General features: G+C 60.1%; 25 protein-coding genes. 14 read left to right on the plus strand and 11 right to left on the minus strand.

What is annotated here, in order from left to right; all coding sequences use genetic code 11:
• Nucleotides 1-3: 3 nt before the first annotated feature.
• Nucleotides 4-1,026, minus strand: a complete 1,023-nt coding sequence (locus ACMX25_RS29510) for an aliphatic sulfonate ABC transporter substrate-binding protein (RefSeq protein WP_414953484.1) — start codon at nucleotides 1,024-1,026, stop codon at nucleotides 4-6.
• Between the two features lie 189 nt (nucleotides 1,027-1,215).
• On the opposite strand from ACMX25_RS29510, the gene ACMX25_RS29515 reads away from it, so the two are divergent.
• Entirely contained in the window at nucleotides 1,216-2,253 is a 1,038-nt protein-coding gene (locus ACMX25_RS29515; protein WP_414953485.1) for a S1C family serine protease, read from the plus strand.
• 31 nt (nucleotides 2,254-2,284) lie between these two features.
• Here the strand turns inward: ACMX25_RS29515 and ACMX25_RS29520 are convergent, their stop codons facing one another.
• The 4 genes from ACMX25_RS29520 to ACMX25_RS29535 all read right to left on the minus strand — a co-directional run bounded on the left by ACMX25_RS29520 (nucleotide 2,285) and on the right by ACMX25_RS29535 (nucleotide 5,305).
• Complete coding sequence (locus tag ACMX25_RS29520) at nucleotides 2,285-2,824, minus strand: cytochrome b (protein WP_414953486.1); 540 nt, start codon at nucleotides 2,822-2,824, stop codon at nucleotides 2,285-2,287.
• 266 nt (nucleotides 2,825-3,090) lie between these two features.
• Nucleotides 3,091-3,954 carry an anti-sigma factor family protein gene (locus ACMX25_RS29525; protein ID WP_414953487.1) on the minus strand — a complete coding sequence of 288 codons (864 nt, stop codon included), beginning with the start codon at nucleotides 3,952-3,954 and terminating at the stop codon, nucleotides 3,091-3,093.
• Nucleotides 3,951-4,469: an RNA polymerase sigma factor gene (locus ACMX25_RS29530; protein WP_414953488.1), complete on the minus strand. Its 519-nt coding sequence runs from the start codon at nucleotides 4,467-4,469 to the stop codon at nucleotides 3,951-3,953. Before ACMX25_RS29530 ends, ACMX25_RS29525 begins: the two co-directional genes overlap by 4 nt.
• Nucleotides 4,470-4,630: 161 nt before the next feature.
• Entirely contained in the window at nucleotides 4,631-5,305 is a 675-nt protein-coding gene (locus ACMX25_RS29535) for an anti-sigma factor family protein (protein WP_414953489.1), read from the minus strand.
• Nucleotides 5,306-5,652: 347 nt separating this feature from the next.
• On the opposite strand from ACMX25_RS29535, the gene ACMX25_RS29540 reads away from it, so the two are divergent.
• The 5 genes from ACMX25_RS29540 to ACMX25_RS29560 all read left to right on the plus strand — a co-directional run bounded on the left by ACMX25_RS29540 (nucleotide 5,653) and on the right by ACMX25_RS29560 (nucleotide 8,683).
• The gene (locus tag ACMX25_RS29540) at nucleotides 5,653-5,934 is read left to right on the plus strand and encodes a DUF4148 domain-containing protein (protein ID WP_414953490.1); all 282 of its coding nucleotides are present in this window, start codon (nucleotides 5,653-5,655) and stop codon (nucleotides 5,932-5,934) included.
• An 81-nt stretch (nucleotides 5,935-6,015) separates the two neighbouring features.
• Nucleotides 6,016-6,336 (plus strand): DUF4148 domain-containing protein, encoded by a 321-nt coding sequence (locus ACMX25_RS29545; RefSeq protein ID WP_414953491.1) that lies wholly within the window; start codon nucleotides 6,016-6,018, stop codon nucleotides 6,334-6,336.
• A 168-nt stretch (nucleotides 6,337-6,504) separates the two neighbouring features.
• On the plus strand, nucleotides 6,505-6,924 hold the full coding sequence (locus ACMX25_RS29550) for a secondary thiamine-phosphate synthase enzyme YjbQ (protein ID WP_414953492.1): 420 nt from the start codon (nucleotides 6,505-6,507) through the stop codon (nucleotides 6,922-6,924).
• 81 nt (nucleotides 6,925-7,005) lie between these two features.
• Nucleotides 7,006-8,250, plus strand: a complete 1,245-nt coding sequence (locus ACMX25_RS29555; RefSeq protein ID WP_414953524.1) for an aspartate carbamoyltransferase — start codon at nucleotides 7,006-7,008, stop codon at nucleotides 8,248-8,250.
• Between the two features lie 94 nt (nucleotides 8,251-8,344).
• Complete coding sequence (locus tag ACMX25_RS29560; protein ID WP_414953493.1) at nucleotides 8,345-8,683, plus strand: hypothetical protein; 339 nt, start codon at nucleotides 8,345-8,347, stop codon at nucleotides 8,681-8,683.
• Nucleotides 8,684-8,716: 33 nt separating this feature from the next.
• Here ACMX25_RS29560 and ACMX25_RS29565 read toward each other — a convergent pair whose 3' ends face one another.
• The 3 genes from ACMX25_RS29565 to ACMX25_RS29575 all read right to left on the minus strand — a co-directional run bounded on the left by ACMX25_RS29565 (nucleotide 8,717) and on the right by ACMX25_RS29575 (nucleotide 11,751).
• On the minus strand, nucleotides 8,717-9,424 hold the full coding sequence (locus ACMX25_RS29565) for an aspartate/glutamate racemase family protein (RefSeq protein ID WP_414953494.1): 708 nt from the start codon (nucleotides 9,422-9,424) through the stop codon (nucleotides 8,717-8,719).
• A gap of 100 nt (nucleotides 9,425-9,524) precedes the next feature.
• Complete coding sequence (locus ACMX25_RS29570) at nucleotides 9,525-10,307, minus strand: CDP-diacylglycerol diphosphatase (protein ID WP_414953495.1); 783 nt, start codon at nucleotides 10,305-10,307, stop codon at nucleotides 9,525-9,527.
• Between the two features lie 52 nt (nucleotides 10,308-10,359).
• The gene (locus ACMX25_RS29575; protein WP_414953496.1) at nucleotides 10,360-11,751 is read right to left on the minus strand and encodes an aminotransferase-like domain-containing protein; all 1,392 of its coding nucleotides are present in this window, start codon (nucleotides 11,749-11,751) and stop codon (nucleotides 10,360-10,362) included.
• Between the two features lie 413 nt (nucleotides 11,752-12,164).
• Here ACMX25_RS29575 and ACMX25_RS29580 point away from each other — a divergent pair, with 413 nt between their 5' ends.
• Genes ACMX25_RS29580 through ACMX25_RS29615 form a run of 8 tightly spaced genes read left to right on the plus strand, consistent with a single transcriptional unit; the run spans nucleotide 12,165 to nucleotide 19,083 of the window.
• Nucleotides 12,165-12,647 (plus strand): MSMEG_0572/Sll0783 family nitrogen starvation response protein, encoded by a 483-nt coding sequence (locus tag ACMX25_RS29580; protein ID WP_056365868.1) that lies wholly within the window; start codon nucleotides 12,165-12,167, stop codon nucleotides 12,645-12,647.
• A gap of 37 nt (nucleotides 12,648-12,684) precedes the next feature.
• Nucleotides 12,685-13,698, plus strand: a complete 1,014-nt coding sequence (locus ACMX25_RS29585) for a Nit6803 family nitrilase (protein ID WP_414953497.1) — start codon at nucleotides 12,685-12,687, stop codon at nucleotides 13,696-13,698.
• The gene (locus ACMX25_RS29590) at nucleotides 13,691-14,773 is read left to right on the plus strand and encodes an MSMEG_0568 family radical SAM protein (RefSeq protein WP_414953498.1); all 1,083 of its coding nucleotides are present in this window, start codon (nucleotides 13,691-13,693) and stop codon (nucleotides 14,771-14,773) included. The genes ACMX25_RS29585 and ACMX25_RS29590 overlap by 8 nt, the downstream gene beginning before the upstream one ends.
• Nucleotides 14,774-14,775: 2 nt before the next feature.
• Entirely contained in the window at nucleotides 14,776-15,336 is a 561-nt protein-coding gene (locus tag ACMX25_RS29595; RefSeq protein ID WP_414953499.1) for an MSMEG_0567/Sll0786 family nitrogen starvation N-acetyltransferase, read from the plus strand.
• On the plus strand, nucleotides 15,333-16,298 hold the full coding sequence (locus ACMX25_RS29600; protein ID WP_414953500.1) for a sll0787 family AIR synthase-like protein: 966 nt from the start codon (nucleotides 15,333-15,335) through the stop codon (nucleotides 16,296-16,298). The genes ACMX25_RS29595 and ACMX25_RS29600 overlap by 4 nt, the downstream gene beginning before the upstream one ends.
• Nucleotides 16,299-16,309: 11 nt before the next feature.
• On the plus strand, nucleotides 16,310-17,482 hold the full coding sequence (locus tag ACMX25_RS29605) for an MSMEG_0565 family glycosyltransferase (protein WP_414953501.1): 1,173 nt from the start codon (nucleotides 16,310-16,312) through the stop codon (nucleotides 17,480-17,482).
• A 9-nt stretch (nucleotides 17,483-17,491) separates the two neighbouring features.
• On the plus strand, nucleotides 17,492-17,776 hold the full coding sequence (locus ACMX25_RS29610; protein WP_414953502.1) for an MSMEG_0570 family nitrogen starvation response protein: 285 nt from the start codon (nucleotides 17,492-17,494) through the stop codon (nucleotides 17,774-17,776).
• Between the two features lie 26 nt (nucleotides 17,777-17,802).
• A complete protein-coding gene (locus ACMX25_RS29615; RefSeq protein WP_414953503.1) occupies nucleotides 17,803-19,083 on the plus strand; it encodes an MSMEG_0569 family flavin-dependent oxidoreductase in 1,281 nt (426 codons plus the stop codon).
• A 48-nt stretch (nucleotides 19,084-19,131) separates the two neighbouring features.
• On the opposite strand, the gene hydA is transcribed toward ACMX25_RS29615, so the two are convergent.
• The 3 genes from hydA to preA all read right to left on the minus strand — a co-directional run bounded on the left by hydA (nucleotide 19,132) and on the right by preA (nucleotide 23,561).
• Entirely contained in the window at nucleotides 19,132-20,610 is a 1,479-nt protein-coding gene (gene hydA, locus ACMX25_RS29620) for a dihydropyrimidinase (protein ID WP_414953504.1), read from the minus strand.
• 21 nt (nucleotides 20,611-20,631) lie between these two features.
• Entirely contained in the window at nucleotides 20,632-22,140 is a 1,509-nt protein-coding gene (locus tag ACMX25_RS29625; RefSeq protein WP_414953505.1) for an NCS1 family nucleobase:cation symporter-1, read from the minus strand.
• A 128-nt stretch (nucleotides 22,141-22,268) separates the two neighbouring features.
• Complete coding sequence (gene preA / locus ACMX25_RS29630; protein ID WP_414953506.1) at nucleotides 22,269-23,561, minus strand: NAD-dependent dihydropyrimidine dehydrogenase subunit PreA; 1,293 nt, start codon at nucleotides 23,559-23,561, stop codon at nucleotides 22,269-22,271.
• Between the last annotated feature and the right edge of the window lie 22 nt (nucleotides 23,562-23,583).

The following is a 23,583-nucleotide window of genomic DNA, read 5'->3' on the forward strand; positions in this document are numbered from 1 at the left end:
TGCCTAGGGCTGCGTGGCAGTCAGCGACGCCGTGGCTACATTCGTCGCGACGGCCTTGTGCGCAGCGAAGTCCCAAACGAGCGCGCTGGCGGTATCGACGGGCTTGGGCAGCAGCTTCGCCTGATAGAAAGTATCGGCAATGGCTTGTTGCTCGCCAAAGTTCTTCGCCACGACCGCACGCACCGCATATGTGCGCCGACTATTCGCGCGCTCGACCGTTGCTTGATCGAGACCCCACACCGGCGCCAGGATCTTCGCCGCTTCTTGCGGATGCGCCTTGGTCCAGACGCCCGCTTCAACGAGCTGCTTGAACACGATATCGACGATCTGCGGGTGCGCCTGTGCAAACGGCGTGGACGCGAGGTAATACCGCTGATACGACGCCAGGCCATCGCCGCGGATCAAAATGCGCGCGCCCGGATCTTGTTCGACGGAAGCGACATACGGGTCCCACGCGAACCACGCGTCGACGTCGTTGCGCTCGAACGCCGCGCGCGCATCGGCGGGTGCGAGATAGCTGATCTTGACATCGGCCGGCGAGAGCTTGGCGCGAGCCAGCGCGGCGAGCAGCAGGTAATGACTGCCGGCTGCCTTGGTCACGGCAATGCGCTTGCCCTTCAGGTCGGCGAGCGAGTGGATGGGAGCGTCGCGATGCACGATCACGGCTTGCGCCGAGGGCGACGGCGTTTCCTGCGCGACGTAGACGAAGTTTGCGTTAGCCGCTTGCGCGAAGACGGGCACGGTATCCGCCACGTCCGCGCTGAAGTCCACCGCGCCCGCGTTCAGCGCTTCGGTGAGCGGCAGTCCGCTCGCGAATTCACCCCATTCAATGCGAACGTTAAGCGGCGCCACGGCGCGTTCCAGCGTGCCGCGCGCCTTGAGGATCGCGATCAGCGTGGACGATTTTTGAAAGCCGATCCGCAGTTTGACCGGATCGCCCGAAGGCGTTTGCGCCATGGCGCTCACCGCGCTCAGGGCAGTCACGGCCAGCGCAACGCACGCGACCAGACGGGTGAAGATTTTCATGGGGATATCGCAGGCAGATTAAGCAGCCGATCATGCTAACAACGCGCGCGTCCAGCACTAAACGATCAATCGTGATATCGATTGCAGCGGAAATGCTGAGCGGGTCGCGAGCCCCGGGACAGCGCGGTGCGGACTTGAAATACCCGCAAGAATCCCGCATCTCATGATCCATTTATCCGGAGCACGATCATGGGAAGCCGTCCCCAATTCATCGATGATCTCTCGCGGGGTCCGGCGGGCGCGACCTTCGCAACCCCGCTCGGCGACGAAGCCCTGCTGGACACTTACTCCCAGACCGTGATCAGCGCGCTCGAACGCGTGCAGCAAGCGGTCGCTTTTATTTCAGTCGAACGGCGTTTGCCCGGCGACAAAAACGGCCGCGGCGCTCGCGGCGCACAAGGAGGCTCAGGCTCGGGATTCATCTTCACGCCCGACGGTTATCTGCTGACGAATAGCCACGTCGTCCACGGCGCCACGCATATCCGCGTGACGCTCGCCGACGGTGCCACATTCGACGCCGATCTCGTCGGCGACGATCCCGACAGCGACCTCGCGGTGCTGCGCATTGGCTCGGCCGAGGCGTTACCGCACGTCGAGCTGGGCGAGTCCGGCAAGCTGCGAGTCGGGCAGATCGCGATCGCGGTGGGCAACCCGCTTGGGCTCGTGCAGACGGTCACGACCGGCGTGGTCTCGGCGCTCGGACGATCCTTGCGATCGAACTCCGGACGCATGATCTACGACGTGATCCAGACCGACGCCGCGCTCAATCCCGGCAACTCGGGCGGCCCGCTGATCAACTCGGCGGGTCAGGTGATCGGCGTGAACACGGCGATCATTGCCGGCGCTCAATCGATCTCGTTTGCGACCGCTATCGATACCGCCAAGTGGGTCATCATGCAGCTCTTCGCATACGGGCGTGTGCGGCGTGCTTACATTGGCGTGGCCGGCACGACCATGCCCATCTCGCGGCGCGTGCAACGATACTTTGAGCTGCCGGCGGCGAGCGGCGTGCACGTGATGGAAGTTGTTAAAGGAAGTCCGGCCGCGCTCGGCGGATTGCGGACCGACGACCGGATCGTGACTATCGACACATTGCCGGTAGACAGCGTGGATAGCTTGCAGCGCTCGCTGGATGCATCGCGTATCGATCAGGCGGTGAAGGTTACAGTATTGCGCGGCACGCAAAAGCTGGAACTGGACGTGACGCCGGTCGAACAAGCTGGTTGAAACAACTGGCGCCGCATGTCAAGCTGGCCGCTTAATCGCGGCCCTTTGCCATGCTCGAAAATACGCCGTCGCGTCGAATCAGACCGTGGAACATGGCCGCGCCGAGATGCGCGAGGAAAGCCGCGAACAGCAGCAAGGCGAGCACCGTGTGAGCTGATCGAAGCAACGCATAAAGGCGTACATCCTGCGGAACGATAGGCGGCAGGTTCACCGGTCCGAATAGATGAATCGGAAAACCGCCGGACGACAACATCGACCAGCCGACCAGCGGCATGGCGAACAACAGCGCATAGAAAACCCAGTGCGACAGATGCGCGATCTGCTGCTGCCATCGCGGCATGTCGTCGGGCAGACGAGGCGTTCGATGTGTCAGCCTCACAATGAAACGGAAGCTCACCAGCACAAGAATGGCTATACCCAACGGCTTGTGAATGGCGAGCAGCGTCTGATGCCATGAAGATAATGTGGCCACCATCCCCACGCCGATGAACAACATAGCGATGACAAGCGGCGCCATGAGCCAGTGCAAAAATCGCGCTGACGGACTGAAGTGCTTTCGATCGACGCTCATTCGTGACTCCGTGCCGGTTGTTGACGGGTGCGTACTGAGTCTCGGGCATCATCGACCAGCGGACGATGTGAGTCTTGCCGTTCGCATCGATGGTCAATCCGGTTTGTCGCCTTTGTCATTAATTCGATATCCTTATGAATACGAATTCTTAACGGGCAAGCACGATTCAGTTCTTTAATTTTGGGGGGTTACAACGGAGTGAACAGCTTTGCATGGCCGCTTATTCCGAAGCCACGATGTTCTTCAACACCGTGGCTTCGAACAGGCTATTGCGTAGACACGGAAGCACCCGATGGCGCTTTAGCCCCGCCCATTGCGGTCAACTGCGAGTAGACGTCGTGCGACAGGTCAAGCAGCACTTTCCGGTCGATTGCACCGGAGACGGCGTAACCGAAATCCCCGTCGATCCAATAAAACACGTTCACCGATCCATCCTGATACAGCTTGAACGCAGTCGTGTCCGAGCTGATCTTGCGATGCGATATGCACAGCGTAATCCGCTCGCCTTTCGCGTCGTGGTACATGAACTGCGCCACGGGGCCGTCGTCGCCGGGCAACAGGCGGCCACCCATCAACTCGAATCCCGAGCGGGTCAGGATGGGCGGACGCACGTCCGTACCGAGCCGGTTCGAAATCCAGCTCACCAGTTCCTGCTCGCGATCCGCGCCCACTTCCACGGGCCGCATCACTTCCGGCGCGTACATCACGTGGGCTATGGCCGATTGCCGTGCGAACGACTCGCCGACGGCATAGCTTGCACGTTGCACCGATGCCCCGCCGTTTCCCGCCATGAACGTGTCATGGCCCACGGTCCCTGTCATGCCCGCTACGCCGATGCCGACGCCCAGCACCAGCGCCGCCGCCATGCCCGCGAACTGCGGCCAGTTGGCGGCAACACGCCAGCGCTTGGGTTCCGGCGGTAGCAGACGCTGCGGCACGGGTTCACTTAGCACGCGGTCATAGCGGTCATGGAACATGCTGTTCAGCGAGAAATAGTCGCTGACTTTCGTCGCCAGTGCTTCGTCGCGCTCCAGCAGACGATCGATCTCCTCGCGGCGATGCTCGGCCAGCGATCCGTCGACATACGCGTGAATTTCGTCTTCCGTGATGGGTGTTTGTTGGTCGCTCATCGCACCACCTGTAATTTAGCGCCCGGTTGCGCGCCGGCCATCAGCGCGCGCAGTCTTTCACGTCCGCGCGACAGGCGCGACATGACCGTCCCAATCGGAATTTCCAGCGCCTGCGCCACATCGGCGTAACTCATTTCTTCCAGTCCTACGAGCAGCACGACCTGGCGCTGGTCGAGCGGCAAGCGCTGCAACGCGAAGTCGAGATCGCGCACTTCGAGCGATTGCGTTTGCGTGCCCGCCACGGCAAATTCGCGCTCCGATATGTTTTCGTCATCGACTGAAATATGCACAGCCTTCACACCTGCACGGCGGGCCTGATTCGCGAACACGTTGTGCATGATCGTGAACAGCCACGCGCGCAAGTCGGTGCCGGTCTGAAACTTCTCGGTGTGCCGGAGCGCGCGTTCAAGCGTGTCCTGCACCAGATCGTCGGCGAGATCGCGATTGTTGATCAGCGCTCGCGCGTAGCGGCGCAATCGCGGCACATGTTCCATTAACTCGTCACGGACGCCCATTGGCCTTCCTTCATTTTGTAAGCTTACGCAAACGTTCGATAAACCGTTGCTCTGATGCTGGGCTAACACCGGGTCGTGGCGAATATTCCTGCTGCCGGCGTATTTTTGTCGGCGAGGTGCGTGATTATGCCGTCGACAATTTTTTGATAACGGATTAATCCCTAACTACCCGTCATCAGGTCGGCGGCCAACATCAACCCGCGGGTCTTCGCACGGCCCGCGAGCACGTAACGCTTGTCGCCCGCAGTCCATGCAAGCAAACGGCTGGCACCCACGCGATGGGCTTTCCACTGAGGCTGCGGCTTCGCAAACAGGCCCGGCGCCACAAGCAGCACGGCGGCCTCTTCACCTCGATTGCGATACACATATTCCGTTGCCGAAGCGAATGGCCCCACCGGCATTTTCCGGCGCGCAACGGGATGGAAACCGACGCTGGATAGATCCGGGGCGCCTGCCAAAGCCCCTGCGGAGGTTTCATAACCCACTGCACCCGATGCCATCTCCTGGGCGGCCACCGCCTGTTCCAGCGCCATCATCGAGGCATTGTCGAGCGCTGAATCGGAAATGTCGAACGCAAAGATTGCCGTGGCAGCGACTGCCAGCGTCACGACCGCCGCGATAAGCAGCGCCCGAAGGCTCCGTCTCGACAGGCGCCGACGAGGCGCAGGTGCTTGGGGCGCCGTTTCGTCGTCGGGTTCGTGAAAGGTGTTTTGCATCTGCCAGTTCAGGCGCCCGTAAAACGCTACTCGCTTGGCCTCGTCGGGGCGGCTTTTCAAATACGTTTCTACACTCGCCGCGCGTTGGGGATCCAGCATGCCGTCGGCGAATGCCTGCACGTCCGACTCCGAGAGCCGGGGTTCCGTTGGGGGTGTTGTTATGGGCATGATCTGGCTATGTTTGGCGGTTCGTTGGCTGCATGTTGGCTGCACGTACTAGGGCGAACACAAAGCACCGGGATTTATTCCACACCGGGCGCAAGATTCCCCTATGTAATCCCCTGCGCGCGTAAACACCGTCTTTAGCGGGTTATTCCGTCCGATCCGAAATAAATTCGGATTCACTCGTGATTCATCCGAACATAAAAATAATCAAATCTATCGGGAATATCCCGCACCCATTACGGGTTCTCTCCATTGCAAGCTGCACACATTCAAGTACAGATTAAACCTCGCAGGAGCGAACCATGAAAACCTTAAGCGTCGCTGTATTGTTTCTCGCCACGATCGCCTCAGCACACGCCTTTACTCAAACCAAGACCCGCGCCGAGGTCTACCAGGAACTGATCGCGGCGCAGCAGGACGGCCGTGATTTCGTCACCGATACGTCCTACCCCGACGTCAACCCGATCTTCGCGCATCAACTCGAACAACAACAACAAGAAGCACGCCTGGCTCAGAACCAGACGACCAACGCCAACGCAGTAGCCAGCTCATCGGCTAGCAACTCGTCCAGCGCAACGAACTGAACCATCGCGCCAAATCAATCTTCGCCAGCCAGTTAAATAAATCGTCATCCTAACAATTTTCACTTTACCCCTGAGGTCATCATGAACAAATTTCTTATCTCCGCTCTCGTTCTCTCGTCGGCACTGGCCGCCCCTGCCTTCGCTTTCGCACAAAGCAACGGCCCTGTCACCCGCGCCCAAGTCCGAGCCGAACTCGTTCAACTGGAAAAAGCCGGCTACAGCCCGGGCGGTGAAGACGTCAATTATCCGCAGGACATCCAGGCCGCCGAGCAACGCGTAGCCAAACAACAAGGCGTTGCGTCTTCGTCGTACGGAGCGGCGGTTAGCGGCACGTCTGCATCGGGTATGTCAGCACATACCGCGCCGGATAACGGCCCTCAATCGGTCTTCTTCGGTCATTGAGCCGCATGCACGGCAAGGCGCCAGCGCGCGATGACCAAAGCCTGCTCTACGCTCATCCGGTCCGCGCGCTTGCCGATTGTTCAAAAACCCGCTCCTCGCTCCAGCCGATAAACTTCACAGGCACGCGCGACCGCTTCCCGTCGCGCTTACCCTTCCGGAGACATCGACATGAAGCAGGCGCTTCAACATCTAACCGTGCCCACACGCACGCGCGGACTGCACGAAATCACTCGCGACATTGAACGCTGGATCACTCTGCAGGACATCCAGACCGGGCTGTTGACCGTCTTCCTGCGGCACACCTCCGCTTCCTTACTGATCCAGGAAAATGCCGACCCTGACGTGCGCACCGACCTTGAACAGTTCTTCGAGACCATCGCGCCGGAAGCACCCGGGCGCTATGTCCACGACGCGGAAGGCCCCGACGACATGCCCGCGCATCTGCGAACCGCGTTGACGCAAGTTCAGTTATCCATTCCCGTCGATGCCGGCCGGATGGTCCTCGGCACGTGGCAAGGCATTTATGTCTTTGAGCACCGGCGCGGCCCGAGTCGACGTGAAGTTGTATTGCACCTTTTCGGCGAGTGATTTAATATACGCATCGCGTACATAACCACCGACGGAGCGTCCATCGTGCAAGCTCAACAGCAAACTATCCTGCGCGATGCCATGCGCCGCCTGAACATGACCCGCGACGCGTTCGCGAACCGGATTGGCGTATCGCGCCGAGCGCTGGATACATGGCTGCTCCCGGATGAATCGGCGGAATCGCGCGCCATGCCCGAGATCGCGAGCCGTTACGTCATGGAATTGGTGGAAAGAATCCCGTCCGGCGACGACTATACACAACGCGTATATTCACCATCTATTCTTCACGAAGGCCGGCCGCATCTGTTATCCGTCGATCAATTCTCGCGTGACTCCGTCGAGGCGCTGTTCCAGGTCGCCGACACCATGCAACCCATCGCGCGCCGTCAGAAGATCACGCGCGTGCTTGAGGGCGCGGTCCTTGCCAACCTGTTCTTCGAAGCCAGCACGCGCACGCGTGTGAGCTTTGGTGCGGCATTTTGCCGGCTGGGCGGCTCGGTCTGCGACACGACCGGCTTCACGTTTTCATCGATGGCCAAAGGCGAGTCAATCTACGACACCAGCCGCGTGATCAGCGGTTACGCCGACGCACTGGTCGTGCGCCATCCGGAGAAGGGATCAGTAGCCGAATTTGTGCGTGCGACCAACGTGCCGGTCATCAATGCCGGCGACGGCCCCGGCGAACATCCCAGTCAGGCGTTGCTCGACCTCTACACCATCCAGCGCGAATTCTCGCGCGTGGGGAAGATTGTCGACGGGTCGCATATAGCAATGGTTGGCGACCTTAAATACGGTCGCACGGTCCATTCGCTCGTCAAGCTGCTGGCGCTGTATCGGGGACTGAAGTTCACGCTGATTTCGCCTGCTTCGCTCGAAATGCCCGCTGCTATTCTCGATCAGATCAATCGCAACGATCATGTGGTCGAGCAGACCAACGACTTGCAGACGGGGTTGAAAGGCGCGGACGTGGTGTATGCAACGCGGATTCAGAAAGAGCGTTTTGCCGACGAATCCATTGAAGGTTACACGCCGGATTTCCAGATCAATCAAGCGTTGGTCGATAGCGTGTGCGGGCCTGATACGCTGATCATGCATCCGCTGCCGCGCGATGGACGCCCCGGGGCTAATGACCTCAGCACCGACCTCAACCACGATCCAAGACTTGCTATCTTTCGGCAAACGGACAATGGCATTCCGGTTCGCATGGCAATCTTCGCAGTGCTGTTAGGAGTAGAACGCCAGGTCCAGCATTCCATGCGCGACGCGGCCTGGAAGTCACCGGCTTACATCGGTCCTGACGATGCGGTATTCCACGGCATCGATTAAGCGATCTATACAGCGCCGCCGTTAATATTAACGCGGCGTTTACACACAAAAAGATACGCTGGAAGTGATCCCGAATACAGGAGCTTGCAGCGTAATGAACCTTGTCCTTGAAAGACTTGCCGGCTCGGCTACATCGAAAAAAACGGACACGCAGGAAGCGATTTCAGCGTCCTGCGTGTCCCGTGTGCATCTCTCCGCCGTCCTGCACAGCAGGCAGGATGAAGCCGCCCGCGAGCGCATCAGGCGGCTGTTCCACTCGCCGCTAGGCGTGTATGTCAGCCAGGCATCGCGCGATCATGACGACCTCCGGCTGGTCTTCGATGTGGCAATGGAAGACCTGGAGTTCACCGTGCGCACGCTGAATCAGGTGCTGCCAGAAGCGGTTATCGAAGCCGTGCGTCCGCGTGTGTTCACGCATCGTCGCGAGCATTGAAGCGCGGCTTTCATGGCTTTCATGGCCGATGACTCAAATCTGCGCCAACGAGAAATCGACGGCGGCGCGGGCGTGGAGCGCGGTGGTATCGAGTAACGGGACGGGGCTGTCGGCTTCGTTCACCAGCAGCATGATCTCAGTGCAACCCAGCACGATCGCTTCCGCACCACGCGCGGCGAGTCCGTGCATCACATCGCGATACAGCTTGCGCGAATCGTCGTTGACAATCCCCAGACACAGCTCGCGATAGATGATGTCGTGAATCACCGCTTGTTCGGCAGGCTCGGGCAAGAGCGTGGAAATGCCATGCCGCTCTTGCAGGCGGTCGCGGAAAAAACTTTCGCGCATCGAAAACGCCGTGCCGATAAAACCGACCTTGCGTATGCCCCGCTTTTTCGCCTCGATCCCGGTCGGATCAACAATATGCAGGAACGGAATGGACACGGCCGCCGCAATTTGCGGCGCGACGAGATGCATGGTGTTCGTGCAGAGCACGATGCAATGCGCGCCACCGGCTTCGAGATGACGCGCTGCGTCGGCCAGCCGAATACCGGCGATGTTCCATTGTCCGTCGCGTTGGAGTTGTTCTATCGGTGCGAAATTCACGCTGTGCAACAGGACTTGCGCGGAGTTCAAGCCGCCGAGCCGCGTGCGCACGTCCCGGTTGATCAGCCGATAATATTCCGTAGTCGATTCCCAACTCATCCCGCCGATCATGCCAATGGTTCTCATGCTGTTCATGATGCCCGTCCTGCAAATCAGATTGATTGAAGCAACATAGTGCAGCGAAGCGGGAGGAGTGGCTAGTGCGGAATTTCAAGATGTCGGCCGATCGCCCAACCTACTTCGCACGCGCGACTGCGCAACTATGATCCTGCAACTCCTCCGATGACGCGAAGTCACCTTTATCGCGTTGCACGTGATCATTGAGAAGAAAGAATGCCGGCTTGCCGTCGGGCGCCGTGGTTCCCGCTAGCAGCAAGGTTTGATCAGCCATGATCTGACCTTCGCGCGCCACGTCGGGGGCAAGCAGCTTGAAGGGATCGATGGAAGCCAGATCAGCGTCATCAATACGCCGAATGCGGTATGCATGTCCGCGCAACAACTTGGGGAATGGGGTCCACTCCGTGCCGATCTTCGGACCTTGCTCACGCAATGCGCGAACGACATCCGGTGCAAGGCAATCGATATGAATGTGCAACTGGTTTTGCGTGCGGCCACTGGTCGAGTTGATGGCGAGCGAGAGTTCATCGCGGGGAAGATCCCGCCCTAACTTCGCTTCAACAAAACGCCGTGCTTCCCAGGCAGCGCGCCAGTAATTCGGCGAGCCCAGCATCATCAAATCCGGACTTTCGATGCCGCCAATGCGAGCGGTCGGAATCAACAAATACTGGGCAACGCCGTTGAGATCCTTGAGGACCGCGAAGCCGCCCGACGGATCGACATCGACACATTTCTGCGGGACGTTCGCGCCACGTGCCGCAGGCTCGCACCAGTTGTGGACGATCTGCCATAACGCGTCGGGGTTGCCCGCGTGAGCAATGGAGACGAACAGCGCGGTGATAGTGAACGAGGCGAAGCGAACAAGGAGCCGGACATTGCGCATGGAGTGAGCGGTCGACACGAAAGCCTGCATCGTAACAAGACTTCATAACGGCCGCGCGCAACTCAAGCGCTCACATCACCGGCAAATGGAGATGATGCGGATGTTCGACGGTGTCCGCAATCAGCCTGAGCGCGTCTTCACATTCATCGAGACTCTTGGGACCGCCAAGGCAGATGCGAATGGCTTCGGGCGGATTGCCATCGGTCGCGAAAGCCGCCGCCGATACCGCCCCAATCCCTTGCGATCGCAGTTGCAATGCAAGCTCGGAGGCGTTCCATCCGCACTCTGCCGGAATAGGCATCCAGAGATGAAACCCGGCCGGATCGGCATCGAACTTCCAGCCGGACAACACCCGCGCAGCAAGTTCCTGACGTGCTGCGGACTCCGTACGAATTGCATCGAGCATGAGGTCTGCTGTACCGTCATTCACCCACTGCGTCGCCAGCAGCACGGTGAAGGGGCTGGCCATGACCGTGGTTGCGCGCAACGCCCCGGCAAGATGCTGAGAGCGCCGGGCGGACGGCGCACGAATGTAAGCCACGCGCAGGCCGGCGCCAAAACTCTTTGAGAACCCGGTGACGTAGTAAGTAAGATCCGGAGCCAGCGTAGCCAGCGCATCGGGTGCCTGGACCGGCAACATGCCATACGCATCGTCTTCGATAATCGGCACGCTGTACCTTAGCGCCACATCGGCAAGCGCCTCGCGCCGCTTCGACGATAACGTCACCGTGCTCGGATTCTGGATGGTCGGATTGCAATAGAACGCGCTGGGTTTATCGCTCTTGCACAGCGCTTCGAATGCATGGGCAAGCGGTCCGTCGTCATCGCGTGCCAGCGCCTGCAAACGCACGCCTAGTTGAGCGGCAATCGCCTTGATGCCCGGGTAAGCCAGCGTATCGAGGCAGATGGTTCCCCCGGGTCGCGCAAGCTGCGACACCAGCGCCACCAGCGCGCTATGGATGCCGGGGCAAACCAGCACCTTGTCTTCATCGCAATCATCGAAACGGCGCTTCAGCCACGTCGTGCCGGCGGCCCGATCGTCAGCAGTGCCACCGAAATCCTGATACCGCAGCAGCCGATACGGGTCCGTAGCGGAAAATAGCCGCGCCGCGGAATCGCGCAAACGTGCGGCGAGTTCTGCGGGCTCAGGCGGCATGTTCATGGTCATCTCGACACTGCTGCCACCGGACAACGGCAGCGTCGCTGTCCGGCCGCGCACAAATGTGCCGCTGCCGGCACGCGAGTCAAGCAGCCCTCTTTTGCGCGCCTCGGCGTAGGCCCGCGCCACGGTCGTGTAATTGAGCTGCAGTTCCTCAGCCAGGTCGCGCAAACCGGGCAGCCGATCGCGCGGGCGCAGGCGTCCGCTCGCCAGATCTTCTTCGATTAATTCCGGAATCAGTAAATAAGCCGGCTTACGGCTTTCTGTCAGTTTCCTGATCCAGTGATGAGTAAGACTGGCCATGAGGCGCTCTCGGATAAATACGGTTAAAAAAACAATAACACGCCGGCGGCTGGAAAAATAAAGTGATCGCATTGAGTGATCGCATGGAGAAACCAATTAATCAAGGGTCAATGCACGTATCCGGTGTTTATTGCACCATGCGGGCGCGGCAGCACCATTGTGATCACGCCAGACTGGTGCAGACCCGTTACCCTATCAGGCCGGAAGCCAAGCTGCACAAGGCACCTCGGGATCGTCACTAAAATTTTTCATTGCTCTAAACGCACTGATCGTTTGAATGATCGGGTATTGATCGCATTAACGCGCTCATTGAATGGCACGCCCGTTGCATTAACAGCTTCGTATTCTGCAATTTGCTCCGGGTTAAAAAATCCGGTGCCTTTGGTTCAAACGTCTATTTACTGGAGATTAGAATGCCTGCCGTCAATATCCCGATGCACAAGAAAGGCGATTACCTTGTCGATTATGAAGAGAAGGTATTTGAAGACGTCAAGGCCGCGCCGGGTGAAAAGGCGCTGGTGACATTCCACACGGTCGCGTTCGAGGGTTCCATCGGCTTCGTCAACCTGCTGCAGGCCACCCGGCTGCTGCGCAAGGGCTTCGAAACCTCGGTGCTGCTCTATGGCCCAGGTGTGACGCTTGGGCTTCAACGCGGCTTTCCGACCCTCGGCGACGAAGCGTTTCCTGGCCATCTGAACTTCAACAAGCAGATCCAGAAGTTCATGGAGGAAGGCGGCAAGGTCTATGCATGCCGCTTTGCGCTGCAAGCGCTGTATGGGCAGGGCGAAGCGTCGTTGATCGAAGGCATCAAGCCGATCAGTCCGCTCGACGTGCTCGACATCCAGCTGCTGCATCGCAAGGACGGCGCGCTGATTATCAACACCTGGACCGTCTGACGCCGCGCCTCAAGCCTCTAATCAACACGGAACGACCATGCCCGACAAGAGAATCGTCCGCGCCGCCGCGGTCCAGATCGCACCGGACCTCGAACGGCCCGGTGGCACGCTGGAGAAGGTCCTTGCGACGATCGACGACGCTGCGCGCGAAGGCGTGCAGACCATCGTCTTCCCCGAGACCTTCCTGCCCTACTACCCGTACTTTTCGTTCGTGCGGGCGCCGGTGGCATCGGGTGTCGAACACATGCGTCTCTATGACGAAGCGGTGGTCGTGCCCGGTCCGGTGACGCAGGCGGTCGCGGAGCGCGCACGTCGGCATGGCATGGTCGTCGTGCTGGGGGTGAACGAGCGCGATCACGGCAGCTTATACAACGCACAACTAATCTTTGATACCGACGGCGAGCTGCTGCTCAAGCGCCGCAAGATCACTCCGACGTTCCACGAACGGATGATCTGGGGCATGGGCGATGCAGCCGGACTGAAGGTAGCGGAAACCAGCATCGGTCGAGTGGGTGCGCTCGCGTGTTGGGAACACTACAACCCGCTTGCGCGTTATGCGTTGATGACGCAGCACGAAGAGATTCATTGCAGCCAGTTTCCGGGCTCGCTGGTCGGCCCTATTTTTGGTGAGCAGATTGAAGTGACCATCCGCCATCACGCACTGGAATCCGGCTGCTTCGTGATCAATTCAACGGGCTGGCTGACCGAGCCGCAGATTGAATCAATCACGAAGGATCCGGGCTTGCAGAAGGCGCTTCGCGGCGGCTGCAACACGGCCATCATCTCGCCCGAGGGCCAGCATCTCGCCCCGCCGTTGCGCGAGGGCGAAGGACTGGTGATCGCTGACCTGGACATGTCGCTGATCACCAAACGCAAACGCATGATGGATTCGGTCGGTCACTACGCGCGGCCCGAACTACTGAGCCTCGCGATCAACGACCGGCCCGCGGTTACGTCGGCACCCATGAACAGCTTCTCACCTTCCACCGGGGGATTGCACCTTGAACGCGAACGAGACCTTGTCGGCCACGAGCCGGCAATTGATGACTGAACTGCAATCGACAGGTTTGCGTCTCGCCAATCCGGGTGCGGGGCAAGCGCTTGGCGTGGCCAGCCGACGCGGCGGCGCGGGGCCGTCCGATCACAAGGCGGTCACCATCGACGGCGTGACCATCATGGTGCCGGTGCATACGAATACCGCGTGGCACTCGCCGTTCGTGGCGTCCGCACCTGACGCCCACGGTAGCAGCGCGTTGCTGCGAGGATCGATACCGATTGCGAGCATCAGCTTTCCGAAGTCGCCGCGTTTCTACGCGATGCAGACCTTCGACGGCGTGCCCTATTCGCACATCGCAACGCTGCATGGATCGGACGTGCTTGCGACGACGGTTCTGCAAACCTGCATCCGTTATGAAAGCCGCAAGAAGACCTGCAAGTTTTGCGCGATCGGGCAATCGCTTGCTGCGGGCAGGACGATCGCGCGCAAGACGCCGGAGCAATTGGCGGAAGTCGCACGCGCGGCCGTGTTGCTCGATCGCGTGAAGCATATGGTGCTGACCACCGGCACGCCGCCGACCAAGGACCGCGGCGCGCAGATCCTGTGCGAAAGTGCATTCGCGATCAAGGCCGCGGTCGACCTGCCGATCCAGGCGCAATGCGAACCACCGGATGACGATCAATGGTTCGAGCGCATGCGCGCAAGCGGTATCGATACGCTTGGCATGCATCTCGAAGTGGTCACGCCTGCGCTACGCGAACAGATCATGCCGGGCAAGGCGAGCGTGCCCATCGCGCGCTACATGGAAGCGTTCAAGGCGGCGGTGGCGGTGTTCGGCCGGGGTCAGGTGAGCACCTACATACTCGCGGGTCTCGGTGACACGGCAGACGCCATCCTGTCGATCTCGCGCGAGCTGGTCGATCTCGGCGTGTACCCGTTCGTGGTCCCGTTCGTGCCGATCAGCGGCACGCCACTCGAGGATCATCCCGCGCCCTCGCCCGAATTCATGAATTCGGTCTTGCAGCCGCTTGGCGCGATGGTGTCGGCGGGCGGCATGCGCTCCGCCGATATCAAGGCAGGCTGCGGCAAATGCGGCGCGTGTTCATCGTTGTCATCCTACGAGGTCTGATCATGCTCGCCGATACCGAAGATCTTGCAGCGCTTTATACGCCCGCCAGCTACGCGATCAAGTGGATCACGCTGCCGTGGGAAGCGAACGAAGCGTATAAGCTGCGGCGCGCGGTGTTCTGCATCGAGCAAGGAATTTTTATCGGGGATGACCGCGATGAAATCGATGAGCGCGCGCAGTTGATCGTCGCGGTAAGTTGTATCGGCGGGATGCCTGAGCAGGTCGTTGGTACGGTACGCATTCATGAAGACGCGCCGGGCGTCTGGACCGGCTCGCGCCTCGCGGTGCATGCCGCGTTTCGGCGCCACGGCAAGATTGGCGCAACCCTGATCAAGCTGGCGGTCAGCAGCGCGCATGCGCTTGGCTGCACGACCTTCCTCGCGCATGTTCAGAGCCAGAACGCCGCGCTGTTTCATGCGTTGCACTGGACCACGCTCTCCGAAGAACTCATGCATGGCCGGCCGCATCATCTGATGCAGGCGGACCTTGCGTTCTACCCGCCTTGCGTGACACCGCAAAGCGGTTTCATGACGCAATATTCGTCCGCGCGGAAGGCATCATGACGTTGACGGACCTCGTCGCCGCACTCAGGGAAACGCGCGGCTTTCGCCACAAGACGGATATTGCAGGCGTGATGTCGTCCCTCGCCCGGTTCGTCCCGAGTAACGCCTCAAGCGACTCGGTCGCCATCGGCGACGACTGCGCGGCCATTGTCGACAAAGACGGCTACTTACTCTTCGCCATCGAAGGCCTGGTCAGCGACTTCGTGCGCGACATGCCCTGGTTCGCGGGCTATAGCAGCGTAATGGTCAACGTCAGCGATATCTACGCGATGGGCGGACGCCCGATCGCTGTAGTCGACGCCCTATGGAGCAACGGCTTGGGCGCAGCCGAAGACGTGCTTGCGGGCATGGCGGCGGCATCGTCCGTATACGGCGTGCCGATCGTCGGCGGTCATAGCAATACGCGCAGCGATCAGGCCCAACTGGCAGTATCAATTCTTGGGCGCGCGAACAGATTGCTGTCGAGTTTCAATGCGCGTCCTGGCGACCGCCTGATGATGGCAGTCGATCTGCGCGGCGCGTTCGAAGATCCGTATCCGTTCTGGAATGCATCGGTTGGCGCGCCGGCCGCACGTCTGCGAGCCGACCTCGAATTACTGCCCATGCTCGCCGAGAGCGGTCTCTGCGATGCCGCCAAGGACATCAGCATGGCCGGCTCACTGGGCACCACACTGATGCTGCTCGAATGCTCTGGCGCAGGTGCAAGCATCGATCTTTCGCGCCTGCCCTCGCCGCCCGGACACGACCGGCTGCGCTGGTTAAGCGCGTTCCCCAGTTTTGGATTCGTGATGTCCGTGCGCGAGGAACACGCGGCTCGGGTAGAGCAGTTGTTTGTTGAACGTGAGCTCGCGTGTGCGGTGATCGGCACGGTCGATGCGTCGCGCAAAGTGGTGCTGCATGAAGGAGATGAATCGGCTGAGCTTTGGAACTTCAACGATGACGCGTTCATCGTTGGAAGATAAGGGAGCCGGTCATGACACCCACGGCGATGCGAATTGCCCTCACCACGCATTCGGTCAATCCGCGCGGCGGTGTGGTGCATGCGCTCGAACTCGCCAGCGCGCTGGTTGACGAAGGCCATGAGGTGACTCTTTTCGCGCCGGCTGCTGCCGGAGAAACGCTCTTCCGGGAGCCGCCATGCCGGGTGATTCTTGCGGCCATCGCAGGGTTACAACACAACACCGTTGCCATGGTCGACGCGCGCATTCGCGCGCTGAAGGCCAGCGTCAAAGCCTGCGATCCACGCAGCTTCGACGTGCTGCACGCGCAGGACAGCATCAGTGGAAACGCGCTTGCCGAGCTAACGGCGGAAGGTGGAATAGCAGGCTTTGTGCGGACAGTGCATCACCTGGATCACTTCGACAACCCGCGCCTCGCCGCGTGGCAAACGCGAGCGTGGCGCGACGCGGACCACGTGCTGTGCGTCAGTGAAATGTGGACGCGTGAGATGCGCGATACCTATGACATAGAAGCGGCGACAGTGCCGAACGGCGTCGACCTGACACGCTATTCGACGCAGCGCACGCCTCACGATGAACGATTGCGGCAGCGTCTTGGTATCGATGATGGCAGCGGACCGATTGTGCTCGCAGTCGGTGGCGTTGAAGCGCGCAAGAACACGCTTGGCCTGCTTGATGCATTCGCGGCGCTGACCAAACGTCATCCCCATGCGCGCTTGATTATCGCGGGTGGTGCAAGCCTGCTCGATCATGACGCTTACGCGCGTGCCTTCATGGAACGCGTGAGCGAGTATGGCCTCATGGAAAAAGTAGTCATCACCGGCCCGCTCGATGACGCCGACATGCCCGCACTTTTTCGTTGCGCCGATGTCCTCGCCATGGTCTCTCTGCGAGAAGGTTTCGGTCTGGTCGTACTGGAAGCGCTTGCATGCGGCACGCCGGTCGTGGCGTCGAACATCGCCCCGTTCACTGAATATCTCGATGACTCGCTGTGCTGCTGGGCCGCGCCCACCGATCCCGCCTCGGTAGCTTCCGCGCTCGAACGTGTGATCGACGGCCGTCATCGAACCGATTTCAATCACGCTGTACCCGCGCTGCTCGATCGCATGAGCTGGCAGGCATCGGCACGAAAACATCTCGACATTTATGGCGCCTTGCTTGCAAGCCGCTCTCTTCCAACACTTTAGGAACCCGTCATGCCGGTCATGCATTTTCGAATCCAGTGGCCCGATAACCGCGAAGAAAATTGTTATTCGCCCTCGCAAGTGGTCAGCGATTTCTTTACGCCTGGAGAAGATTATCCTGTCGATGACTTCGTCTCGCGCGCCCGTGAAGCGCTCAACATCGCCTCTGAACGCGTACGCGAAAAGTACGGTTTTGCATGCTCGGCGGCAATGGATCAGCTAGCGAAGATTGAAGGGGAAGCCGAACGATTTACAGGTGAGCCGGACGCGAAGGTCAAGGTCATCGCGCTCGTCTGAGCGCACTCTTTCCGAAAGGACGAATCATGTCGACAACATCGGGCAACACAACGCACACCAGCGTTATCGTAGTAGGCGGCGGTCAGGCAGGATTGTCGGTCAGCTACTACCTGAAGCAAGCAGGGATCGATCATCTCGTGCTGGAGAAAAACACCGTCACGCATACATGGCGCACGCAACGCTGGGATGCATTCTGCCTCGTCACACCGAACTGGCAATGCGCGCTGCCCGGCTACCCTTATACGGGCGACGATCCGCACGGTTTCATGAAGAAGGACGAGATCATCGAGTATCTCGATGGCTTCATCAGGACCGTCGATGCCCCCGTGATCGAGCACGCGGAAGTGCAGCGGGTCGCGCGAAACAGCGAAGGCGGTTTCAGTGTTTCCACGAGCCAGGGGCAGTTCACGGCGGACCAGGTCGTGGTTGCATCGGGCGGGTATCACACGCCTGTCGTGCCGCGCATGGCTGAGCGCTTGCCGCGTTCAATCAAACAAATTCAATCGTCGGAATATCGCAACCCGCAGGCTTTGCCTGAGGGCGCGGTGCTGGTCGTAGGGTCGGGACAATCGGGCGCGCAGATCGCGGAAGACCTGCATCTGGCCGGCCGCAAGGTTGTCCTCGCGGTGGGCGAAGCGCCACGCTGTGCTCGCTTTTACCGGGGTCGCGATGTGGTCGACTGGCTCGCCGACATGAAGTACTACGACATGCCCGTCGACCAGCATCCGCTGCGTGAAGGCGTCCGCGACAACACCAATCATTATGTGACCGGCCGTGATGGTGGCCGCGATATTGATCTGCGCAAGTTCGCGGCTGAAGGCATGGAACTGTACGGCCGGCTTCAGGACCTGCAAGACGGCGTGCTGCATTTCGCGCCCAACCTGATTGAGAATCTCGATAGCGCCGACAAGACTTTCAACGGCATCAACGCGGGCATCGATGCGTACATCGAAAGGCATGGCATCGAGGCTCCGCCCGGATCGCGCTATGAACCCGTGTGGTCACCCGCGGAGGAACGCACGACGCTCCATCTGGAAGCGAGCGGAATAGGGTCGATTGTGTGGTGCATTGGCTTCACGCCGGACTTCAGTTGGCTCGACGCGCCCATTTTCAACGGCCGCGGTTATCCCTCACACACGCGTGGCCTGACCCCGCAGGACGGGCTCTACTTCGTCGGGTTGCCGTGGCTGCACACATGGGGATCGGGCCGCTTCTCAGGCGTCGCACGGGACGCTGCGCATGTTGTGGAGAAGATCGGAGCTTGCCGGGAAGCGAAGGTCATTACACGCGACGAAGCGACGGTCTAAAAAAACCGGCGCCTCAAGCGCCGGTTCGTTGCAACACTACCTACTATCTCAAGCCGCCTTCACGACCTTGTCACCCGCACGATGGATCGGATGCGGCTCCTTCAACTCGTTCGCAATCCGGGTGGCATCGAAGTAAGCGCCGTTCGGCGGGCGCTTCAAATATTGCCCCGCGCCTCGCACCGCGCGCAGGTCGCCGTCTGCCCATGCATGTGCGCCACGCGTGAGCGTGTGCGTCGCCACGCCCTGCACGGTCATACCTTCGAACACGTTGAAATCCACCTTCTGGTGATGGGTCTTGACCGAGATCGTCCGCGTCGCCGCCGGGTCCCACACAACGAGGTCGGCATCCGCTCCCACCTGGACCGCACCCTTGCGCGGGAACAGGTTAAAAATCTGCGCAGCATTGGTGGAGGTCACGCGCACGAACTCATTCGGCGTCAAGCGCCCCTTGTTCACGCCATGGTGCCAGAGGATCGACATGCGATCTTCCACCCCGCCGCAACCGTTGGGAATGCGCGTGAAGTCCTCGCGGCCCATGGCTTTCTGCGACGCACAAAATACGCAGTGGTCAGTTGCCGTGGTGTGCAGCTGCCCCGATTGCAGACCACGCCACAACGCCTCCCGATGCTCCGCGGTACGGAACGGCGGGCTCATCACGTGCGCGGCGGCCCTCGTCCAGTCAGGATCGCTATAGACCGATTCATCGATCACCAGATGCCCCGGCAGCACTTCAGCAAACACGCGTTGACCTTCGCTGCGCGCGCGAGTGATGACATCGACGGCATCTTTGGAAGACACATGCACGATGTAGATAGGCACGCCCAGCACCTGCGCAATCCTGATCGCGCGATTCGCCGCTTCGCCTTCCACTTCGGGCGGCCGCGACAACGGGTGCGCTTCCGGTCCAGTGAAGCCCTTCGCGAGCAATTGCTTTTGAAGCTGGAACACAAGCTCGCCATTCTCGGCATGCACAGTAGGCAATGCGCCCAGTTCCAATGATCGCGCAAAGCTGTTCACGAGGACTTCATCGTCGGCCATGATGGCGTTTTTATACGCCATGAAGTGCTTGAAACTGGACACGCCATGATCATGCACAAGCGTGCCCATGTCGCGGTACACCGACTCGTCCCACCACGTCACCGCCACATGAAAACCGTAGTCGGAGGAAGCCTTCTCCGCCCAGCCGCGCCACTCGTTGAACGCCGCCATCAACGGTTGCTTAGGGCGGGGAATCACGAAATCGATAATGCTCGTCGTGCCGCCCGACAACCCTGCCGCCGTGCCTGTATAGAAGTCATCGCTTGCCGTGGTGCCCATGAACGGCAGCTCCATGTGCGTATGCGGATCAATACCGCCGGGCATCACATACTGGCCCGATGCATCGATTGTTTCAGTCCCCGCCGGAGCCTCGAGATCGAGGCCGATTTGCAGGATCGTGCCGCCGTCCCCCGGATCTGCGCACAACACATCCGCTCGATAAGTACGGTCCGCGTCAATCACCGTGCCGCCGCGAATCAGGATCGTCATCTTGTGTCTCCAAAGAGAAAATCAGGCGCTGGCAATGCGCGCCGTCGGGCGCTTGCCCATCTTCATCCATGCGCCATAAACAATCGATGCGAGCGCAAGGCCCACGAACCATGCATAGGTGTAAAGCGTGTTGAAGAACGCGGGTACATTCGGAAACGCAGCCGGAAATGCCGTATGCAGGAAACCGGGCAAGTTGGGCAAAACACCCACGAGCAACGCGACCACGGCAGCCATGTTCCATCCACCCGTGTAGCTGTATTCGCCATTCTCGTTAAAGAGTTCGCGCGTATTCAGGCGGGTGCCGCGGATAAGAAAGTAGTCGACCATGAGGATGCCCGCTACAGGTCCGAGCAGCGCCGAGTACCCCACGAGCCACGTAAAAATGTAGCCTTGCGTGGTCGCCAGGATCTTCCACGGCATCATCACAATAGCGATGATCGCCGTGATCATCCCGCCCACGCGATACGAAATGCCCTTCGGCCAAAGGCTCGAAAAGTCATACGCCGGACCCACGAGGTTAGCGGCAAGATTGCAACTCATGGTGTCGAGCGTCAGGATTACCAGCGCCACACCTACGCCGATGCCCGTCATGCGGCTGGTCAGATCGATAGGATCCCATATCGCTTTTCCATAGATCACCACCGTCGCCGACGTCACCACCACCGAGATCACGGACAGCAGCGCCATGGGCGCCGGCAGACCAATCGATTGCCCGATGATCTGGTCTTTCTGCGAGCGCGCAAAACGCGTGAAGTCAGGAATGTTCAACGCGAGCGTGGCCCAGAAACCGACCATGGCCGTGAGACCCGGCCAGAACGTCGCCCAGAACAAACCTTCCTTCTTCCCGCCGGCCACGAACTGCGATGGCTGCGCGAGCATTGCACCCACACCGCCCGCCTTCGAGGTCGCCCACCACACGAGCGCGAGGCACATGATGATCTTGATCGGCGCGGACCAGCTTTCAAGGAAGCGAATGGAGTCAGTGCCACGCAGGATGAAATAGACCTGGATCAGCCAGAAAAACAAAAAACACGCGAGCTGACCGAGCGAGATATCGAGGAAGGGCAACGGTGCGCCGTGCGTCGTATTGCCGACGAGAATATTGATCAACGTATAGATCGCACTGCCGCCGAGCCAGGTCTGGATGCCATACCATCCGCACGCCACGATCGCGCGCAACAACGCGGGCAGTCTCGCGCCTTTCGTACCGAACGAGGAGCGCACGAGCACCGCGTAGGGAATGCCATGCTTCGCACCAGCATGCCCGACCAGCAGCATGGGCACGAGCACGATCATGTTGCCAAGCAGCACCGTGAGCACCGCCTGCCACGGCGACATGCCCTCTTCCGTGAGCCCGGCCGCGAGCATGTACGACGCAATATTCATCACCATGCCGACCCAGAGCGCCGCAAAGTGATACCACTTCCATGTCCGTTGCGCGGCCGTGGTTGGCGCCAGATCGTCGTTATATAGACTGCTGCTGGCGCCGGCCGCGAACTGCGGGTCGACAGAATGCGCTGGCTGCTTCATCAGGTTGATCTCCTCAGATCGTTACGGTCCGCGCCCGCGGATCAGGCTTGTAAATCAGGCTGTGATTCCAGGTCGGGCGTCGGACGCCGGGGGGACTTTTATCGTTAGTTTGCTACGGGTTCTCAACTCTAGGCGGCCTTCACGTTTTCTTCAACGTCGGCGTTCACGCGTGCGGGATTGTTCGGATGCGTCGTCCAGTTCGCATATTCGCCGGCATCCACGCGTTCCATCGTGATGCATTGCTCGACGGGACATACATGCATGCATAAATTGCACCCGACGCATTCGGAGTCGATGACTTCAAAATGCCGCTTGCCGTCCTTCTCGCGCATGATCGCCTGATGCGCCGTATCTTCGCAAGCGATATGGCACAGCCCGCACTCAATGCATTTGTCCTGGTCGATGCGCGCCTTGATGTCGTATTTCAGATTCAAGTACTTCCAGTCAGTCACATTCTGCACGGCCCGTCCGCGGATATCGTTGAGCGTGGCATAGCCTTTTTCATCCATCCAGTTCGAGAGGCCATCCGCGAGATCGGACACAATCCGAAAGCCATAGTGCATGGCCGCTGTGCAAACCTGCACGTTGCCTGCGCCCAGCACCATGAACTCGGCCGCATCGCGCCATGACGAAATGCCGCCGATTCCGGAGATCGGCAAGTCAGGCGTTTCCACGTCGCGGGCAATCTCCGCGACCATGTTCAGCGCGATCGGTTTGACTGCCGGGCCGCAGTATCCCCCATGCGTACCCTTGCCGTCGACTGTCGGCATGGGCGCCATGAGATCCAGGTCGACCGCGACAATCGAATTGATGGTGTTGATCAGCGACACCGCGTCCGCGCCGCCCTTGTAAGCCGCGCGAGAACTGGTGCGGATGTCGCTAATGTTCGGCGTCAGCTTGACGATGCACGGCAGCTTCGTGCCTTCCTTGACCCAGCGCGTGACCATCTCCACATATTCAGGCACCTGGCCGACCGCCGCGCCCATGCCGCGCTCGCTCATGCCGTGCGGGCAGCCGAAATTCAGTTCGACGCCATCGCAGCCGGTGTCTTCCACCAGCGGCAAGATCCACTTCCAGTCGCGTTCGTTGCACGGCACCATTAGCGAGACGATCAGCGCGCGATCCGGCCAGTCGCGCTTGACCTCGGTGATTTCCTTCAGGTTGATATCGAGGGGACGATCGGTGATCAGTTCAATATTGTTCAGTCCTGCGATGCGCTGGCCATTCCATTGCACCGCGCCATAACGTGAACTCACGTTCACCACATGCGGATCGAGGCCCAGCGTTTTCCATACGACGCCGCCCCAACCCGCTTCGAAGGCACGATTGACGTTGTAGGCTTTATCGGTGGGCGGTGCTGATGCGAGCCAAAAAGGATTCGGCGATTTAATACCGGCAAACGTATTGCGAAGATCGGCCATGAGCTGGCTCCCTTATCGTGGG

It is taken from the genome of Caballeronia eucalypticola, from assembly GCF_047608185.1.
In the GTDB taxonomy this organism is placed as follows: domain Bacteria; phylum Pseudomonadota; class Gammaproteobacteria; order Burkholderiales; family Burkholderiaceae; genus Caballeronia.

What these genes read in the sequence shown, in the direction of transcription:
- ACMX25_RS29560 (WP_414953493.1), top strand. Translation starts at nt 8,345, where the DNA reads ATGAACCTTGTCCTTGAAAGACTTGCCGGCTCGGCTACATCGAAAAAA.
- ACMX25_RS29565 (WP_414953494.1), bottom strand. Translation starts at nt 9,424, where the DNA reads ATGAACAGCATGAGAACCATTGGCATGATCGGCGGGATGAGTTGGGAA.
- preA (WP_414953506.1), bottom strand. Translation starts at nt 23,561, where the DNA reads ATGGCCGATCTTCGCAATACGTTTGCCGGTATTAAATCGCCGAATCCT.
- ACMX25_RS29530 (WP_414953488.1), bottom strand. Translation starts at nt 4,469, where the DNA reads ATGGGCGTCCGTGACGAGTTAATGGAACATGTGCCGCGATTGCGCCGC.
- ACMX25_RS29525 (WP_414953487.1), bottom strand. Translation starts at nt 3,954, where the DNA reads ATGAGCGACCAACAAACACCCATCACGGAAGACGAAATTCACGCGTAT.
- ACMX25_RS29510 (WP_414953484.1), bottom strand. Translation starts at nt 1,026, where the DNA reads ATGAAAATCTTCACCCGTCTGGTCGCGTGCGTTGCGCTGGCCGTGACT.
- ACMX25_RS29580 (WP_056365868.1), top strand. Translation starts at nt 12,165, where the DNA reads ATGCCTGCCGTCAATATCCCGATGCACAAGAAAGGCGATTACCTTGTC.
- ACMX25_RS29625 (WP_414953505.1), bottom strand. Translation starts at nt 22,140, where the DNA reads ATGAAGCAGCCAGCGCATTCTGTCGACCCGCAGTTCGCGGCCGGCGCC.
- ACMX25_RS29550 (WP_414953492.1), top strand. Translation starts at nt 6,505, where the DNA reads ATGAAGCAGGCGCTTCAACATCTAACCGTGCCCACACGCACGCGCGGA.
- ACMX25_RS29590 (WP_414953498.1), top strand. Translation starts at nt 13,691, where the DNA reads ATGACTGAACTGCAATCGACAGGTTTGCGTCTCGCCAATCCGGGTGCG.
- ACMX25_RS29600 (WP_414953500.1), top strand. Translation starts at nt 15,333, where the DNA reads ATGACGTTGACGGACCTCGTCGCCGCACTCAGGGAAACGCGCGGCTTT.
- ACMX25_RS29545 (WP_414953491.1), top strand. Translation starts at nt 6,016, where the DNA reads ATGAACAAATTTCTTATCTCCGCTCTCGTTCTCTCGTCGGCACTGGCC.
- ACMX25_RS29540 (WP_414953490.1), top strand. Translation starts at nt 5,653, where the DNA reads ATGAAAACCTTAAGCGTCGCTGTATTGTTTCTCGCCACGATCGCCTCA.
- ACMX25_RS29585 (WP_414953497.1), top strand. Translation starts at nt 12,685, where the DNA reads ATGCCCGACAAGAGAATCGTCCGCGCCGCCGCGGTCCAGATCGCACCG.
- ACMX25_RS29610 (WP_414953502.1), top strand. Translation starts at nt 17,492, where the DNA reads ATGCCGGTCATGCATTTTCGAATCCAGTGGCCCGATAACCGCGAAGAA.
- ACMX25_RS29605 (WP_414953501.1), top strand. Translation starts at nt 16,310, where the DNA reads ATGACACCCACGGCGATGCGAATTGCCCTCACCACGCATTCGGTCAAT.
- ACMX25_RS29615 (WP_414953503.1), top strand. Translation starts at nt 17,803, where the DNA reads ATGTCGACAACATCGGGCAACACAACGCACACCAGCGTTATCGTAGTA.
- hydA (WP_414953504.1), bottom strand. Translation starts at nt 20,610, where the DNA reads ATGACGATCCTGATTCGCGGCGGCACGGTGATTGACGCGGACCGTACT.
- ACMX25_RS29575 (WP_414953496.1), bottom strand. Translation starts at nt 11,751, where the DNA reads ATGGCCAGTCTTACTCATCACTGGATCAGGAAACTGACAGAAAGCCGT.
- ACMX25_RS29555 (WP_414953524.1), top strand. Translation starts at nt 7,006, where the DNA reads ATGCGCCGCCTGAACATGACCCGCGACGCGTTCGCGAACCGGATTGGC.
- ACMX25_RS29520 (WP_414953486.1), bottom strand. Translation starts at nt 2,824, where the DNA reads ATGAGCGTCGATCGAAAGCACTTCAGTCCGTCAGCGCGATTTTTGCAC.
- ACMX25_RS29595 (WP_414953499.1), top strand. Translation starts at nt 14,776, where the DNA reads ATGCTCGCCGATACCGAAGATCTTGCAGCGCTTTATACGCCCGCCAGC.
- ACMX25_RS29515 (WP_414953485.1), top strand. Translation starts at nt 1,216, where the DNA reads ATGGGAAGCCGTCCCCAATTCATCGATGATCTCTCGCGGGGTCCGGCG.